Below are 15,176 nucleotides of genomic sequence, written 5' to 3'. Positions count from 1 at the left end.
ACGGAGGACACGGCCGCAACCGGCGTCCCGCACACGGCCGCAGCCGGCCCGCGTACGGCACCACGGCCCCGCCCCGGCCGCCGACGAAGGCGGGGAGCCGACCGTGGACCGAAGGGCCGCGAGGCCGGATAGCCTGGGGAAATGCTTCCCGAAGTCACCGCCACGCGCTATGTGACGCCTCTGCGCGAGGGCGGATCGCTGCCCGGGATCGTCGAGGCCGACGACCTGGGCACCTACGTCATGAAGTTCACCGGGGCCGGGCAGGGCCGCAAGAGCCTGGTCGCCGAGGTCGTCTGCGGCCGCCTCGCGCAGCGCCTGGGCCTGCGGGTGCCGGAGCTGGTGGGCATCCACCTGGACCCGGTGGTCGGGCTGGGCGAGCCCGACGAGGAGGTGCAGGCCCTGCTGCGGGCCAGCGGGGGGCTGAACCTGGGCATGGACTACCTGCCGGGCTCGCTCGGCTTCGACCCGGCCGGTTTCGGGGCCGACCCGGTCCTGGCGGGCCGGGTCGTCTGGTTCGACGCGTTGATCGGCAACGTCGACCGCTCCTGGCGCAACCCCAACATGCTGGTGTGGCACGGCGACCTGTGGCTGATCGACCACGGCGCGAGCATGATCTGGCACCACAACTGGCCGACCGCGCACTCCGCCTCGGCCAAGCCGTACGACGCCTCCGACCACGCGCTGGCCCCCTTCTCCCCGGACCTGGCCGCCGCGGAGCAGGAGCTGGCGCCGAAGGTCACCGGGGACCTGCTGGCCGAGGTGGTCGCGGACGTCCCCGACGTGTGGCTGGCCGACGAGCCCGGGTTCGACGGCCCCGACGCGGTGCGCCGCGCCTATGTCGAGGTCCTTCAGGAGCGGGCGGCCTCGGTCGGCGGGCGGATCGTCCTGGGGGAGCGGCGGGAGAGCAGGTCGCGGCCGCCGGAGTGGCTGCGCGTGTGGGTGGAAGGGAAGGCCGCCCGGTGAGCGGGGGACAGGGAGCACGGCGGGCGCCGGCGGCGGGAGCCGCGGCGGAGCGGGCGGAGACGGAGCGGGCCGGGACGGTGCGGGCCGGGACGGTGCGGGCGGAGACGGTGCGGGCGGAGACGGTGCGGGTGGACGCGGGAGGTGCCGCGGGGCGGCAGGGGGGCCGGGAGGTCTTCGAGTACGCGCTGCTGCGGGTGGTGCCGCGGGTGGAGCGGGGCGAGATGATCAACGCCGGGGTGCTGCTCTACTGCCGCGCCCGTTCGTTCGTCACCGCCCGCACCCATCTGGACGAGGCCCGGCTGCTGGCCCTGGACCCGGCCGTCGACGTGGCCGGGGTCCGGGCGGCGCTGTGCGCGGTGGAGGGCGTGTGCCTGGGCGGGGAGCGGGCCGGGCAGGCCGCGGGCGACGACCCGGGGCGGCGTTTCCGCTGGCTCACCGCGCCGCGCAGCACGGTCGTGCAGCCGGGGCCGGTGCACACCGGGCTCACCGCCGACCCCGAGGCGGAGGCCGCCGGCTGCTGGAACTGCTCGTGCGGTGAGCCACACCGGCGGCGATGGCGTTGACACCCGATCAGCGGGATTCTACGGTTTCGGCATCCAGACGTACTAAGCGGTCGCTCATGTTCACGAACGGCGCATGAGCAGCACGAGAGGGCGAGGAGTCCCATGTCCACCACCGAGCAGCGCACAGCGATCGTCACCGGTGCGGCCCGAGGCATCGGCGCGGCCACCGCCGTGCGCCTGGCCGCAGAGGGCCACGCCGTCGCCGTCCTCGACCTCGACGAGGCGGCCTGCAAGGAGACCGTCGAGAAGATCACCGCGGCCGGGGGCCGGGCCCTCGCCGTGGGCGCGGACGTCTCCGACCCCGAGCAGGTCGAGGCCGCCGTCGCCCGGGTCGCCGCCGAGCTCGGCGCCCCGACGATCCTCGTCAACAACGCCGGCGTGCTCCGCGACAACCTGCTGTTCAAGATGAGCGCCTCCGACTGGGACACGGTCATGAACGTCCACCTGCGCGGTGCGTTCCTGATGACCAAGGCCGTGCAGAAGCACATGGTCGACGCCAAGTTCGGCCGGATCGTCAACCTCTCCAGCAGCTCCGCGCTGGGCAACCGCGGCCAGGCCAACTACTCCGCCGCCAAGGCCGGCCTCCAGGGCTTCACCAAGACCCTCGCCATCGAGCTGGGCAAGTTCGGCATCACCGCCAACGCCGTCGCCCCCGGCTTCATCGCCACCGACATGACCGCGGCCACCGCGGCGCGCGTCGGCATGGGCTTCGAGGAGTTCCAGGCCGCGGCCGCCACGCAGATCCCGGTCCAGCGCGTCGGACGCCCCGAGGACATCGCCAACGCCATCGCCTTCTTCACCGGCGAGGCGGCCGGCTTCGTCTCCGGCCAGGTCCTGTACGTGGCCGGCGGCCCGCTCAACTGAGAAACGGACACCTCCCCATCATGACTGCAACGGACAGCGGGCGCGTCGCCCTCGTCACCGGCGCCAGCCGCGGCATCGGGTACGGCATAGCCGAGGCCCTGGTCGCCCGCGGCGACCGGGTGTGCATCACCGGACGCAACGAGGACTCCCTCAAGGAGGCCGTCGAGCGCCTCGGCCCCGACCGCGTGATCGGCGTGGCCGGCAAGGCGCACGACGAGGCCCACCAGGACGAGGCGATCGGCCGCACCCTGGAGGCATTCGGCCGCCTGGACTACCTGGCCAACAACGCCGGCACCAACCCGGTCTTCGCCCCCATCGTCGACCAGAGCCCGGACGTGGCGCGCAAGGTCTTCGAGACCAACGTCGTCTCCGCCCTCGGCTTCGCCCAGAAGGCGTGGAAGGCCTGGCAGAAGGAGAACGGCGGGGCGATCCTGAACATCGCCTCGATCGCCGGCATCAGCTCCTCGCCCTTCATCGGCCTGTACGGCGTCAGCAAGGCCGCGATGATCAACCTCACGCAGCAGCTGGCCGTCGAGCTCGCCCCGTCGGTGCGGGCCAACGCCATCGCCCCGGCGGTGGTCAAGACGAAGTTCGCCGAGGCCCTGTACAAGGACAACGAGGAGGCGGCGGCCGCCGCCTACCCGATGAAGCGGCTCGGCGTGCCCGAGGACATCGGCGGCGCAGCCGCCTTCCTCCTCTCCGACCAGGCGGGCTGGATCACCGGCCAGACCCTGGTGGTCGACGGCGGCATCTTCCTGCACGCCGGCGTGGGCTGATTCCGGCCCCGCACCCCGCGCCTGCGCCCGGATCCGCAGCACCTGCCTGCGGATTCGGGCGTTGTCGGTGGCCCCCGGTAGGTTCTGCGGTGTCGCACAGCACATGCACCCGGAGGTCCCTGACGTGCCCAGCATCCTGCCCGAATCGTGGCTGCCCGTCCTCGGCGAGGAGTTGGAGAAGCCGTACTTCAAGCAGCTCACCGAGTTCGTGGAGAAGGAGCGCGCCGAGCACGAGGTCTTCCCGCCCCGGGGGGAGGTCTTCTCCGCGCTGGAGGCCACCCCGTACGAGGACGTCGAGGTCGTGATCCTCGGCCAGGACCCGTACCACGACAACGGCCAGGCCCACGGCATGTGCTTCTCGGTGCGCCCGGGCGTGCGGATCCCGCCGTCGCTGCGCAACATCTTCAAGGAGATGCACGAGGAACTGGGCCTGCCGATCCCGGACAACGGCTACCTGATGCCGTGGGCGAAGCAGGGCGTCCTGCTCCTCAACACGGTGCTGACGGTGCGGGCGCACGAGGCCAACTCCCACAAGGGCAAGGGTTGGGAGAGGTTCACCGACGAGGTGATCCGCGCGGTCAGCGACCGCGAGGACCCGGCGGTGTTCGTGCTGTGGGGCAACCACGCCAAGAAGAAGCTGCCGCTGATCGACACCGAGCGGCACGCCGTCGTCCAGGGCGCCCACCCCTCGCCGCTGTCCGCCAAGCGCTTCTTCGGCAGCCGGCCCTTCACGCAGATCAACGAGGCGATCGAGGCACAGGGCCACACTCCGATCGACTGGCGGATCCCGAACCTGGCCGACTGAGCCGGACCGTGCCCGCGGCGGCCGGGAACGGCCGCCGCGGGCGGGGAGCGGCGAGGGAGCGGGCGGACGCGGAAGCCGGAAGCCCCCGCAGACCGTCAGCCCCTGCGGGCCGTCAGCCCCTGCGGGCCGTCAGCCCAGGGAGTGCTCGAAGGCGTAGGGGATCGACTCCTCGCCGTGCCGGGCGGTGAACCCCCCGGTGCCGGTGACGCCGGCCAGCTCCCCGCTGCCGGTCCCCGGAACCACCGACACGGTGCAGTGCACGGTGTCTCCCTCGAAGGTGCCCCGGTGCTCGAGCACCACGGAGCCGCTGCGCCCGGCGATGCTGCCGGACAGGCGCTCGTGGCCGGCGAACACCCCGTCGGTGCCGCCCTCGCGGTGGTAGACGATCGTGTACTCGCAGGCCCCCCGTGCCTCGATCGTCCCGGAGTAGACGTTGACGACCGAGGCGCGGGCGATCCCGGCCCCGCCCTCGGCCGCGACGACGTTCTCCTCCTTCCAATCGGCGAAGCTGAAGCTGCCGGCGGTCTGCCCGGTCATGGTGCAGCGCCCCTCTCGTGGTCCGGGCCGGGCCCCGCGGCCCGGCCCGGACCATGGTTCCCGCCGTACCTGACACCCCCTGTCAGGTACGGCGGAGCAGAATGCGGACCATGCGCGCCGACCGCCTGATCGCCCTCCTGCTGCTGCTCCAGAACCGCGGCCGGACGACCGCCGCCGCCCTCGCCGGGGAACTGGAGGTCTCGGTCCGCACCGTCTACCGGGACGTCGAGGCCCTGGCCGCCGCGGGGATCCCGGTCCTGGCCGAGCGGGGCCCGGAGGGCGGCTACCGGCTCGTGGACGGCTACCGCACCCGGCTGACCGGGCTGACCCGCGACGAGGCCGGCTCCCTGTTCCTGGCCGGCATGCCCGCGGCCGCCGCCGAACTCGGCCTCGGCGCGGGCATGGCCACCGCGCGGCTCAAACTGCTGGCCGCGCTGCCGGAGGAACTCGGCTCGCGCGCACTGCGCGTCCAGGAGCGCTTCCACCTCGACGCGTCCGCCTGGTTCCGCCGCGCCGACGCTGCGCCCCACCTGGCGACGGTGGCGGAGGCGGTCTGGCAGGACCGCGCCCTGGAGCTGCACTACCGGAGCTGGAAGGGGGAGGCGCGCCGCGAGGTGGATCCGCTCGGACTGGTGCTCAAGGCCGGGAACTGGTACCTGGTGGCCCGGGGAGGGGAGGCCGTGCGCACCTACCGGGTCTCGCGGGTGCTGTCCGCGCGGATGCTGGAGAGGACCTTCGACCGGCCGGCCGGCTTCGACCTGGCCGCCAGTTGGAACGCGGCGGCCGAGGAGCTGCGGGCACGGATGCTCCGGGGGACGGCGCGGCTTCGGGTGTCCCCGGGCGCCCTGCGCCTGCTGCCGGTGAAGTTCGGCGAGGCCGGCGAGAGGGCGGCGGCCGGGGCCGGGGAGCCGGACGCGCAGGGGTGGGTGCGGGTGGAGCTGGAGGTGGAGAAGCCCGCCGTGGCGGTGGGGGACCTGCTGGGGCTGGGGGCGGAGGCGGAGGTGCTGGGGCCGCCGGAACTGCGGGAGGCGGTGGCGGGCGCGGTCGCGGTGCTCGCCGCCCGCTACGGGTGAGGCCCGCGGCGGGACGGGCGGGGTCCGGAGCGGGCCCGCCGGGGCCTCAGTCTCCGGTGACGCCGTCGATCCGCTCGCGCAGCAGGTCGGCGTGGCCGTTGTGCCGGGCGTACTCCTCGATCATGTGGATGTAGATCCAGCGCAGCGAGACGGGCTCCCCGCGCCGCAGGCCGGTGTCGTCCAGCGAGTGCTTCGCGGCGATCTCGCGGGCCCGCTCGCACTCCGCGCTCCAGGTGGCGAACGCCTCGTCCGCCTCGGCGTCGTCGACCAGGTCGAAGTCGCCGTCCGGGTGCTCGTCGTTCCAGAACAGGGGCGAGGCGTCCTCGCCCCCCAGCACCCTGCGGAACCAGTTGAGCTCCACGTCGGCCATGTGCCGCACCAGGCCCAGCAGGCTCAGGGACGAGGGGGAGACCGAGCGCAGCCGCAGCTGTTCGGGCGTCAGCCCCTCGCACTTCACCGCCAGGGTCTGACGGTGGTACTCCAACCAGTTCTCCAGCATGGGGCGTTCGTCGGCGATGAAGGGCGGATCGATGCGCTGATCAGTCGTCATGGCCGGTCAGTCTTCCGGACGCAGGGGGCCGCCGCCACCGGTTAAGCGGTGGGCCCGTCCGGTGAGCCGGGCCCGTCCTGCCCGTCCCGCACGTCCTGCCGGAGCATGCCGCGCAGGACCTCCGCCGCCCCGGTGCGCAGTTCCTCCCGGTCCGGGGGCCGGGCCGAGGAGGAGCCCGCGGTGAAGTGGAACAGCACGCCCTCGAACCAGGAGACGAGCGACCGGGCGTGGCGCCCGGAGTCCGGCGAGCCGGCGGCGCGCAGCACCGCTTCCAGCGAGTCCCGGAACCCGCGGCCCAGGTCGTCGTACGCCCGGCGCAGCTCGGGGCGGCGGGTGGCCTCCAGGGCCAGTTCGAACCGGGCCAGGAGCAGCTGCCGGCCCTCGGTCATCGACCGGTGCAGGGCGTCGGCCAGCAGGCCGGCCGAGGCGTGCAGGCCGTCGGGGGTCGTCGGGTCGGGGGCCGGGTGCGCGTCCCGGGGGGAGAACATCCGGGCCTCCAGGTCGGCCAGGCGGCGCAGCGCGGTCTCCAGGAGGGCGGCGCGGGTGCGGGCGTGGTTGGAGGTCGAGCCCTGGGGCAGGCCGGCGGCCTCGTCGACCGCGCGATGGGTCAGTCCGCGCAGTCCGCGCTCGGCGATCAGTGCCAGGGCGGTGTCGGCCACGAGAGCGGCGCGGGGGGACGGGCCGGTGCGGGGGGAGGGACCGGTGCGGGGCAGGTCGGCGCGGGCGGGTGCCATGGGAAGAACCTACCTTCTCACTACACCTGTAGTACATTGTCACTACAGGTGTAGTGAAAAGGGGGTTGCCATGGCCGCACGCCGTGCCGTCGTCGTAGGTGCCGGGATCGGGGGGCTCACCGCGGCCGCCGCGCTGTGCGAACGCGGGTGGCGCACCACCGTCCTGGAACGGGCCCCGGCCCTGGAGCCGGTGGGCGCCGGCATCGCCCTGGCCCCCAACGCGCAGCGCTGCCTGGACACCCTCGGCGGGGACCGGCGGGCCGGGGACCGGGTGCGCGCCATGGCCTCCTTCCACGGCAGCGCCGGACTGCGGCTGCCCGGAGGCCGCTGGATCTCGCGCTCCTCGCAGGCCGCGGCGGCCGAGCGGTTCGGCGGGCCGGTCGTCGTCGTGCACCGCGCCGACGTGGTCGCGCTGCTGACCGGCCTGCTGCCCGCGGGAACCCTGCGCACCGGGGTGCCGGCGCTCTCCGTCCGGCCGGGCGGCGGCGCGGAACCCGCCGTCGTCGGCACCGCGGACGGCGAGCTGGAGGCCGACCTGGTGGTCGCCGCCGACGGCATCCACTCCGGCGTCCGGCAGCAGCTCTTCCCCCGCCACCCCGGCCCCCGCTACACCGGCAGTACCAGCTGGCGCGCCGTGGTCGAGCCGCCGGCCGAACCCTTCGAACCGCACGAGACCTGGGGGCGCGGCCGGCTGTGGGGCAGCATTCCGCTCGCCGACGGGCGCGTCTACTGCTACGCCACCGCCGCGGTCCCCGAGGGCGGGAGCGAGCCCGACGAACGGGACGCGCTGCGGCGCCTCTTCGGCTCCTGGCACCACCCCGTCCCCGCCCTGATCGACGCCATGGGCTCCGGAACGGTCCTGCGGCACGACGTCCACTCCGCTGCCGCGCCGCTGCCCGCCCACCACGTGGGCCGCACCGTGCTGATCGGCGACGCCGCCCACGCCATGCCGCCCAACCTGGGGCAGGGCGGGTGCCAGGCGGTCGAGGACGCCGTCGTCCTGGCCCACCTGGTGGGGCCGGGCGACGCGGAGACCGACCTCGACGCGGCCCTGGCCGCCCACACCGCGCTGCGACTGCCCCGCACCACCGCCGTCGTACGGCGCTCCGAACGCATCGCCCGGCTGACCGCCCTGCGCTCGGCACCCGCGGTCGCCGCGCGCACCGCATTGTTCGCGGCGGCCGGCCGGCTCGCCCCGGACCTGGCGCTGCGCGGCCTCGACGGCATCGCCGACTGGAGCCCTCCCGCGGCCCGCTGACCGGAGGAGTGGTCGGCGTCGGCGGGGAACAACCGGCTGCACCAGTGCCGACGGGGTCGGCTGCCCCGCGCCGGCAGGGCCTGCCGGACCGCCCGGGCCGGGCCCCGGGGATGCGCGGGGCGGCCGGGCGGGCGGTGCGGGTCACCGGCGGGTGCGGCGCAGGGCGGCCACGGCCCCCGCCGCCGCGAGCGCGCAGGCCGACAGCACGGGAACCCAGTTCCCGAAGCGGACGTAGGGGCTGGTGCCGGAGGCGAGCGGCACCTCGTACACCGCTGCCGCCGACCGGTCCGTGCCCAGGGGCGGCCCCACCGGCCGGCCGTCGGGGCCGTAGGCCGCGCTCACCCCGGTGAGCGTGGCGTGCACCACCGGGCGCCAGGTCTCGGCGGCCCGCAGCGCGCCGAGCGTGGCGTGCTGCTGCGGCGCCCAGCTCTTCTGGAACGTGGAGGTCGCCGACTGGACGACGACGACCTGCGCGCCGGAGGCCGCCAGGTGCCGGCTCATGTCGGGGAAGGCCGACTCGAAGCACACCAGGGGGCCGATCCGCAGTCCCCCGGAGTCCATGACCACCGGCTCCTTCCCTCGGCGGCGGTCCTCCTTCGCGGCCTTGCCCACCGAGGTGGCCCAGCCCAGCAGCGGGCGGGCAGGCACGTACTCGCCGAACGGCACCAGCCGCATCTTGTCGTACCGGTCGCCGGTGGGTCCGTCCGGGCCGACCAGGACCGAGCTCTTGAAGATCCCGGGCCGGTCCGACCGCCTGGCGTCGACGTTGACCAGGACGTCCGCCCCCACCGCCGAGGAGAGACGGGCCAGTCGCGCGGCGAGGTCGGGACGGGAGGCCAGGTCGAAACCGACGCTGCTCTCCCCCCACACCACCAGGTCGACCCCGCGCCCGGCCAGGCCCCGGGTCAGCTCCTCGCCCCGGTCGAACCGGGCCACGGGCCCGTCGATCACCCCCGGCTGGACCACGGCCACGCGCACGGTGCGGCCGGTCTCCGCCGGGCGCGGCGCCCACGCCCACGTCGCGCAGACCAGTACCGCCGTGCCCGCCAGCGCGGCCAGCGCCGGGCGGCGCGCCCCGGGGACCGCGACGAGCACGGCGAGGGCGGTGTTGACCGCCACCACGAGGAAACCGACCAGCCACACCCCGCCCACCGAGGCCAGCACCAGGGCGGGAGGGACCTGCCACTGGCTCGCCCCCAGCAGGGCCCACGGGCCTCCCAGCCCCTCCCAGGAGCGGGCCGTTTCCACCAGCGACCAGGCCGAGGGGACCAGGAGGACGGCGGCCAGGGCCCGCCCGGGCGGGGGCGCGCCGTGCAGCAGCCGCCACACCAGCCATCCCCACGGCACCCACAGCAGGGCGAGCAGCCCGGCCAGCACCACGACGAACACGTGCAGGCTCGGCGCCAGCCAGTGGTGCACGGACACCATGAACCCCACCGCGCCCAGCCACGCGGTCAGCGCGGCCCGCCGGCCGGTGGGGGCCGAACGCACCAGCAGCAGCAGCGGGACCAGGGCGAACCAGGCCCACCACCACAGCGCCGGCGCGGGGAAGGCGAGCGCCGGCAGGGCGCCCGCCACGACGGCTGCCGCGCAGCGCCGGGCGCCGCCCCCGGCCGGACCGCCGGGCGGCCGGGAGCTCTTGCGGGAGGGCCTTCGGGAGGGACTTCGGGAGGGTTTCCGGAACGGGCGGGGGAGCAGACGGCGGGGCTCGCCGGGGCCGGGTCCGCCGGATCCCCCGGTCCCGCTGCCGTCCTCGGTGGCCACCCGCATCCCGCGCCTCCTCCGCCGTCCGCCCGTCCGCCCGTCCGCCCGTCCGCCCGCGCCGGGCCGCTGCACGCGTCCGCCGTCCGGCGGTGCCCGCCCGTTGACCGTGCCCGCGCACCGGGCCGGCACTCCCGTCCGGCGGCCGCCGGTTACCCGGTGTGCGTTCCAGTCTCCTCCTCGCGCCGTACGAGCCCTTCTTCGAACGGCATTTCGTGGCACTTCGGCACATCAAGAAAATCAGACATTCGTGCAGTTCGGAGAGTATGAAGAACTTGCCCCCGGCACTTCGGAAACGGCTATGCTCCTTGTGGCGCAAAGCGTTGGAGTGATCACGTCAGGTGACTCCTGGATGGGCGGGTCGCAGTCCGTGCGGCCGGGCCCGTTCGTGCGCCCCGCGGGGCCGGGCTCCGTGCCCCGCCGCCGCAGGCGCGTCCGGGGCCGTTCCCGGCCCGCCGCGACCGGCCGGTGTCCCGGTGCCGGCCCGGCGCCGTTGCGGGCGCCGGCGCCGCCGTGCGCCGGCCGATGTTCTGTTCGTACCAATCTGTTCGAGGATGCCGATGGTTCGCGCTGGATCTTCCCCCGGAGCCCAACGGCCTCCCTCCGCCGTCGTCTGGCTGCTCCCTCCGCTGGTGACCGCCGTCGCCGCGTTCGTCGCCGCGACGGCCGTGCCCGACGGGGCGGGGGCGGCGGTCGCCTGGTGCGGCGCGGTGGCGACGGCGGCCACGGCCGTCGTCGCGGCCGAGGCCGCGCGCCGGGGGCGGGCCCTGGCGGCCCTGCGCCACCGGCAGGCCGAGCGCGAGGCGGAGTTGAGGCGGCGTCTGGACCGGCAGGAGACCGAGGCGGTCCGGCTGGCCGACGTGCTCCTGCCCGAGGCGCTGGACAGGCTCCGGCAGGGGGCGACCCCGGAACGGGTGCTCGAGGAGCTCGACGACGAGATCGGACGCGGCTCCGGCCCGGCCTTCGCCGCCGCACACCGCGCGGTGCTGAGCTCGGTGCTCGAGGCCGTCACCGCGGAGGAGGACCTGCGCGAGTCCGCGCAGCGGGCCTTCGTCAACATCGCCCGCCGGGTGCAGGCCATCGTCCACCAGCAGGCGCAGGACCTGCGGGAGATGGAGGACCGCCACGGACGCGACCCGGACGTCTTCGGCGACCTGCTGCACCTGGACCACGGGACCGCGCTGATCGGCCGCCTGGCCGACAGCATCGCGGTCCTGGCGGTGCCCGCCCGGGCCGCCAGTGGAGCCAGAACGTGCCGCTGTTCAGCGTGCTGCGCGGCGCCATGTCGCGGATCATCGACTACCAGGGTGGAGCTGCACTCGGTGGCCGAGGTCGCCGTCGTCGGGCCCGCGGTCGAACCGCTGATCCACGCCCTGGCGGAGCTGCTGGACAACGCCACGCGCTACTCGCCGCCGCAGACCCGGGTCCACCTGACCGCCACCGAGATCCAGTCCGGGGTGGCCGTCGAGATCGAGGACGGCGGCGTCGGCCTGACCGAGGAGGCCGCGGCCAGGGCCGAGCGGGTGCTCACCCGGGCCTGGTCCGGACTGGACATCACCGACCTGGGGGAGACCCCGCGACTGGGCCTGGCCGTGGTGGGCCGGCTCGCGGAGACGAACAACTTCCAGGTCTCCCTGCGCCCCTCGGCGTACGCGGGCGTCCGCGCGGTCCTGGTGATCCCGCAGGACCAGATCACCGCGTCCGCCGCGCCCGCCGGCATGCCCCGCGGCCACGCCGGTGCGCTCCCGCACGCCCCGCTGCCCCACCTCGCAGCCCCGGGCGGACCCACGGCGGCAGGGCGCCCGCCGGGGCGGTGCGGACCGCGCCGCCCCGCTCCACGGCCCTGCGGTCCGCCCCGCCGGCGCCCGCGGACCCCGCACCGGCCCCCACCGGCCCGGTGCGGCAGGAGTCCGTGGTGACCGAGCGGACCGGGGCGGCCTGCCCCGGCCGCCGCCGGGAGTCCGCCCCCCGGCCCCGCCCGGCGCTGGGACGCACCGCCGCGCCCGGCCGGGCCGTGCAGGAGGCGGCCCCCTCCGAGCCCGCGGTGCAGCCCGGCCTGTGGCTGTCCGCCTTCCAGAGCGGCGTCTCCGGCGAGCCGTCGACGACCCCTGTGCACCGCAACGGTGACGAGACGTTGGACGAAAGTGAGTAGCAGTGACCCAGCAGCGGCCCAACATGGACTGGATGCTCAAGGACCTGGCGAGCAGCGTTCCGCAGACCCGGCACGTGGTGCTGCTGTCCTCGGACGGCCTGCGCATGGCGCAGTTCGGCACGGACGACGACACCGCAGACCGCCTGGCCGCCGCCTGCGCGGGCCTGCAGAGCCTCTCGGCGGCGGTCGCCGCCGAGTTCCCGCACGGCGACGGACGCATGCGCATGGTCGTCATCGAGATCAGCGGGGGCTTCTTCTACCTCATGGCGGCCGGTGCCGGGGCCTACCTGGCGGTCCTGGCCGACGAGGGGGTGGACGCCGGGCTGATGGGGCAGCGCATGAGGGACCTGGTGGCCCGCATCGGGCAGCACCTGAGCAGTCCGCCCAGGGCCGACGGGCCGGCCGCATGAGCGGACCGGCACAGGACTGGGAGGAGAACAGCCCCGAGCGGCTGTACGTGATCACGGGCGGCCGCAGCGGCACGTCCGAGCAGGACGCGCTCGACCTGGTCACGCTCGTCGTGTCCCGGTCCGAGCCCCAGCCGGGCGCACAGCCCGAGCACACCGCCATCGTGCGGATGTGCCACTACCCGTTGTCCGTCGCGGAGATCTCCGCGTACCTGCGGTTACCGGCCAGCGCCGTCACGGTGCTGCTCGCGGACCTCCTGGCGGACGGCAGGGTGGAGGCCCGGGCGCCGATCCCGGCTGCCTCCCTGCCCGACGCCGAACTCCTCGAGGCGGTGATGCATGGACTTCAAAGGCTCTGACACCCTGCCCGGTCCGCGGTGTGAGGACGCGCTGCCGTCCTCGGCGGCCGCGGCCGTCAAGATCGTCGTCGTGGGCGGCTTCGGGGTCGGCAAGACGACCCTGGTCGGCTCGGTGAGCGAGATCCGTCCGCTGACCACCGAGGAGACGATGACCCGGGCCGGGGTCGGCGTGGACGACGTCGCCGGGGTGGAGCGCAAGACCGAGACCACCGTGGCGATGGACTTCGGCCGCATCAGCATCGACGAACGGCTGGTGCTCTACCTGTTCGGCACCCCCGGCCAGGAGCGCTTCTGGTTCCTGTGGAACGGCCTGTTCGACGGCGCGCTGGGCGCCGTGGTGCTCGTGGACACCCGCCGCCTGGAGGTCAGCTTCGACGTGATCGGCCGCCTGGAGGACCGCGGGGTCCCCTTCGTGGTCGCGGTCAACACCTTCCCCGGGGCGCCCCGGTACCCGGTGGAGGAGCTGCGCACCGCCCTGGACCTGCCCGACTACGTGCCCCTGGTCGAGTGCGACGCCCGCGACCGCTCCTCCAGCCGCGACGTCCTGATGGCGCTGATGCGCTACCTCCACTCCCTCACCGTCACCCCGGAGCCGCAGTGACCGCCCCGCCGCCCGACCCCTTCCGCGCCGGCCCCGCGCCCGCCCCGCCCCCGGGATGCCCCGCCCACGCCGGCTCCGGCCCGGCCGGCCCCGAACCGGCCCGCCTGTACGGGCCCGAGGCGGGAACCGACCCGATGGGCCTGTACGAGAGGCTGCGTGCCGAGTACGGCCCGGTGGCCCCCGTCCTCCTCGACGGCGACCTGCCCGCCTGGCTGGTCCTGGGCTACCGGGAGAACCTGGAGGTCGCCCGCACCCCCACCCGGTTCTCCCGGGACTCGCGCCGGTGGCGGGACTGGAAGGAGGGGCGGGTCCCCGAGGACTCCCCGATCCTGCCGGTCGTCCGCTGGGAGCCGGTGTGCACGTTCGCCGACGGCGAGGAGCACGAACGGCTGCGCCGGGCGCTCACCGAGAGCATGGAGCGCTTCGACCGCCGCGGCATCCGCCGCCGGGTCACCGCCTCGCCAACGGGCTGATCGACGGCTTCGCGGCCCGGGGCCGGGCCGAGCTGATGGGCGAGTACGCGCAGCAGCTGCCGATGCTCGTCATGACGAGCCTGTTCGGCATGCCCGAGGCGGACGGCCCGCGCCTGGTGCGGGCCAGCCTGGAACTGATCATGGGGTCGCGGGAGGCGCTGGAGGGCGACCGCTACATCCTGGAGACCCTGCGGCTGCTGGTGGAACGCAAACGCGCCGCGCCCGGGGCCGACCTGGCCTCGTGGCTGATGGAGCACCCCGCCGGCCTCACCGACGAGGAGGTCGTGCAGCACCTGCGGCTGCTGCTGCTCTCCGCCCACGAGACCACCACCAACCTGATCGCCAACACGCTGCGGATGGTGCTCACCGACCGGCGTTTCCGCGCCTCCCTGGCCGGTGTGCGCATGACCGTCCCCGACGCGGTCGAGCAGGTGCTGTGGGACGAGCCGCCGCTGATGATCTGCCCGGCGCGCTGGGCCACCGGCGACACCGAGATCGCGGGGCAGCCGATCAGGGCCGGCGACATGCTCCTCCTCGGGCTGGCGGCGGGCAACGTCGACCCCGCCGTGCGCCCCGACCGCGGCACGCCCATGCACGGGAACCGCTCCCACCTGGCCTTCAGCCGAGGCCCGCACGAGTGCCCGGGCCAGGACATCGGCCGGGCCGTCACCGACACCGCCGTGGACACCCTGCTCCTGCGGCTGCCCGACGTCGCCCCGGAGGGCGGGGAGGAGGAGCCGGCCCGGGCCTCCTCGTGGGTCTCGCGCCGGCTGGTCGAACTGCCCGTCGCGTTCGCCGCCCGCCCGCCGACCCTCGCGGGCGGCCTCCGCCTGCCGCAGCCGCGGCCCCGCCCCGCCGCCGCCACGGTCCCGGCAGAGCTCGGGGAGGACACTGCGCACGGCCGCGTCCTGCCGGAATCCGGCCCGCCGCCGCGGCCGACGGGGTGGTGGTCGCGGATCCGCCTGCCGCGGGGGAAGTAGCCCGGGCGGGGCCGGGGCGCGGCGTCCCCGCCCGGAGCCGGCCCCGCCCGCCGTGCCCGTACCGCCGCCCGGCCCCGACCGTGTGTCGTCCCCGCCGGGTGGGCGTATTTTCCTGGTACGGGAAACCAGCGGTACGGCGCGGTGAGGGCGCGCCTGCGCCCGTCCGTGCGCCCCCGGCCCGCGGGAAGCGCCCCGTGACGGATCCGGCGGACCCCCCGGAGGACGCGCTCCCGGACGTGCTCCCGGACGGGCGGGAACTCCCGGGTTCCGGCCGCCCCCGCGCCGGTGTCGTTTGCAATCCGCGCGGTGGCGGGGGACCG

The 15,176-nt window shown here is 75.3% G+C and carries 15 protein-coding genes and 2 pseudogenes; 13 read left to right on the top strand and 4 right to left on the bottom strand.

Going from position 1 to position 15,176, the window contains the following annotated elements; genetic code table 11:
- Positions 1-141: 141 nt before the first annotated feature.
- From GQS52_RS01760 to GQS52_RS01740, 5 genes and pseudogenes are all read left to right on the top strand, one after another.
- A complete protein-coding gene (locus tag GQS52_RS01760) occupies positions 142-963 on the top strand; it encodes a HipA family kinase (RefSeq protein ID WP_182311342.1) in 822 nt (273 codons plus the stop codon).
- A 128-nt stretch (positions 964-1,091) separates the two neighbouring features.
- A pseudogene (locus tag GQS52_RS01755) lies at positions 1,092-1,501 on the top strand (DUF3037 domain-containing protein).
- Positions 1,502-1,628: 127 nt separating this feature from the next.
- Positions 1,629-2,390, top strand: coding sequence for a 3-oxoacyl-ACP reductase FabG (gene fabG / locus GQS52_RS01750; RefSeq protein ID WP_182311341.1), 762 nt, complete (start codon positions 1,629-1,631; stop codon positions 2,388-2,390).
- Positions 2,391-2,410: 20 nt separating this feature from the next.
- Complete coding sequence (locus tag GQS52_RS01745; protein ID WP_182311340.1) at positions 2,411-3,166, top strand: SDR family oxidoreductase; 756 nt, start codon at positions 2,411-2,413, stop codon at positions 3,164-3,166.
- Between the two features lie 124 nt (positions 3,167-3,290).
- Entirely contained in the window at positions 3,291-3,971 is a 681-nt protein-coding gene (locus tag GQS52_RS01740) for a uracil-DNA glycosylase (protein ID WP_259370510.1), read from the top strand.
- 129 nt (positions 3,972-4,100) lie between these two features.
- Here GQS52_RS01740 and GQS52_RS01735 read toward each other — a convergent pair whose 3' ends face one another.
- Complete coding sequence (locus GQS52_RS01735; RefSeq protein WP_182311338.1) at positions 4,101-4,508, bottom strand: DUF3224 domain-containing protein; 408 nt, start codon at positions 4,506-4,508, stop codon at positions 4,101-4,103.
- Positions 4,509-4,618: 110 nt separating this feature from the next.
- Between GQS52_RS01735 and GQS52_RS01730 the strand changes: the two genes are divergently transcribed.
- The gene (locus GQS52_RS01730) at positions 4,619-5,581 is read left to right on the top strand and encodes a YafY family protein (RefSeq protein WP_182311337.1); all 963 of its coding nucleotides are present in this window, start codon (positions 4,619-4,621) and stop codon (positions 5,579-5,581) included.
- A 46-nt stretch (positions 5,582-5,627) separates the two neighbouring features.
- On the opposite strand, the gene GQS52_RS01725 is transcribed toward GQS52_RS01730, so the two are convergent.
- Both GQS52_RS01725 and GQS52_RS01720 read right to left on the bottom strand, forming a co-directional pair.
- Positions 5,628-6,131 (bottom strand): DinB family protein, encoded by a 504-nt coding sequence (locus GQS52_RS01725; RefSeq protein ID WP_182311336.1) that lies wholly within the window; start codon positions 6,129-6,131, stop codon positions 5,628-5,630.
- A 41-nt stretch (positions 6,132-6,172) separates the two neighbouring features.
- The gene (locus GQS52_RS01720) at positions 6,173-6,865 is read right to left on the bottom strand and encodes a TetR/AcrR family transcriptional regulator (protein ID WP_182311335.1); all 693 of its coding nucleotides are present in this window, start codon (positions 6,863-6,865) and stop codon (positions 6,173-6,175) included.
- Between the two features lie 70 nt (positions 6,866-6,935).
- Here GQS52_RS01720 and GQS52_RS01715 point away from each other — a divergent pair, with 70 nt between their 5' ends.
- Positions 6,936-8,123, top strand: coding sequence for an FAD-dependent monooxygenase (locus tag GQS52_RS01715; protein ID WP_182311334.1), 1,188 nt, complete (start codon positions 6,936-6,938; stop codon positions 8,121-8,123).
- A 141-nt stretch (positions 8,124-8,264) separates the two neighbouring features.
- Here the strand turns inward: GQS52_RS01715 and lnt are convergent, their stop codons facing one another.
- Positions 8,265-9,701 (bottom strand): apolipoprotein N-acyltransferase, encoded by a 1,437-nt coding sequence (lnt, locus tag GQS52_RS01710; RefSeq protein WP_259370509.1) that lies wholly within the window; start codon positions 9,699-9,701, stop codon positions 8,265-8,267.
- Between the two features lie 743 nt (positions 9,702-10,444).
- Between lnt and GQS52_RS01705 the strand changes: the two genes are divergently transcribed.
- From GQS52_RS01705 to GQS52_RS01685, 6 genes and pseudogenes are all read left to right on the top strand, one after another.
- Positions 10,445-11,803, top strand: coding sequence for an ATP-binding protein (locus GQS52_RS01705; RefSeq protein ID WP_259370508.1), 1,359 nt, complete (start codon positions 10,445-10,447; stop codon positions 11,801-11,803).
- A complete protein-coding gene (locus tag GQS52_RS27240) occupies positions 11,800-12,036 on the top strand; it encodes a hypothetical protein (RefSeq protein WP_259370507.1) in 237 nt (78 codons plus the stop codon). Before GQS52_RS01705 ends, GQS52_RS27240 begins: the two co-directional genes overlap by 4 nt.
- Before the next feature lie 2 nt (positions 12,037-12,038).
- A complete protein-coding gene (locus GQS52_RS01700) occupies positions 12,039-12,446 on the top strand; it encodes a roadblock/LC7 domain-containing protein (RefSeq protein ID WP_259370506.1) in 408 nt (135 codons plus the stop codon).
- Positions 12,443-12,802 (top strand): DUF742 domain-containing protein, encoded by a 360-nt coding sequence (locus GQS52_RS01695; protein WP_182311332.1) that lies wholly within the window; start codon positions 12,443-12,445, stop codon positions 12,800-12,802. Before GQS52_RS01700 ends, GQS52_RS01695 begins: the two co-directional genes overlap by 4 nt.
- Positions 12,783-13,403, top strand: coding sequence for an ATP/GTP-binding protein (locus GQS52_RS01690; protein ID WP_182311331.1), 621 nt, complete (start codon positions 12,783-12,785; stop codon positions 13,401-13,403). Before GQS52_RS01695 ends, GQS52_RS01690 begins: the two co-directional genes overlap by 20 nt.
- 134 nt (positions 13,404-13,537) lie before the next feature.
- A pseudogene (locus tag GQS52_RS01685) lies at positions 13,538-14,856 on the top strand (cytochrome P450).
- Positions 14,857-15,176: the final 320 nt, after the last annotated feature.

Source organism: Streptomyces sp. SCUT-3 (assembly GCF_014083985.1).
In the GTDB taxonomy this organism is placed as follows: Bacteria; Actinomycetota; Actinomycetes; order Streptomycetales; family Streptomycetaceae; genus Streptomyces_H; species Streptomyces_H thermolineatus.
The sequence above is the reverse complement of the archived record's forward strand: the minus strand, read 5'-3'. Positions and strand labels throughout refer to the sequence as shown.

Bases quoted from the DNA above. Each gene is read 5' to 3' on its own strand.
- GQS52_RS01730 (WP_182311337.1), top strand. From the start codon at position 4,619: ATGCGCGCCGACCGCCTGATCGCCCTCCTGCTGCTGCTCCAGAACCGC.
- GQS52_RS01735 (WP_182311338.1), bottom strand. From the start codon at position 4,508: ATGACCGGGCAGACCGCCGGCAGCTTCAGCTTCGCCGATTGGAAGGAG.
- GQS52_RS01705 (WP_259370508.1), top strand. From the start codon at position 10,445: ATGGTTCGCGCTGGATCTTCCCCCGGAGCCCAACGGCCTCCCTCCGCC.
- GQS52_RS01695 (WP_182311332.1), top strand. From the start codon at position 12,443: ATGAGCGGACCGGCACAGGACTGGGAGGAGAACAGCCCCGAGCGGCTG.
- GQS52_RS01760 (WP_182311342.1), top strand. From the start codon at position 142: ATGCTTCCCGAAGTCACCGCCACGCGCTATGTGACGCCTCTGCGCGAG.
- GQS52_RS01720 (WP_182311335.1), bottom strand. From the start codon at position 6,865: ATGGCACCCGCCCGCGCCGACCTGCCCCGCACCGGTCCCTCCCCCCGC.
- GQS52_RS01725 (WP_182311336.1), bottom strand. From the start codon at position 6,131: ATGACGACTGATCAGCGCATCGATCCGCCCTTCATCGCCGACGAACGC.
- GQS52_RS01745 (WP_182311340.1), top strand. From the start codon at position 2,411: ATGACTGCAACGGACAGCGGGCGCGTCGCCCTCGTCACCGGCGCCAGC.
- GQS52_RS01690 (WP_182311331.1), top strand. From the start codon at position 12,783: ATGGACTTCAAAGGCTCTGACACCCTGCCCGGTCCGCGGTGTGAGGAC.
- GQS52_RS01715 (WP_182311334.1), top strand. From the start codon at position 6,936: ATGGCCGCACGCCGTGCCGTCGTCGTAGGTGCCGGGATCGGGGGGCTC.
- fabG (WP_182311341.1), top strand. From the start codon at position 1,629: ATGTCCACCACCGAGCAGCGCACAGCGATCGTCACCGGTGCGGCCCGA.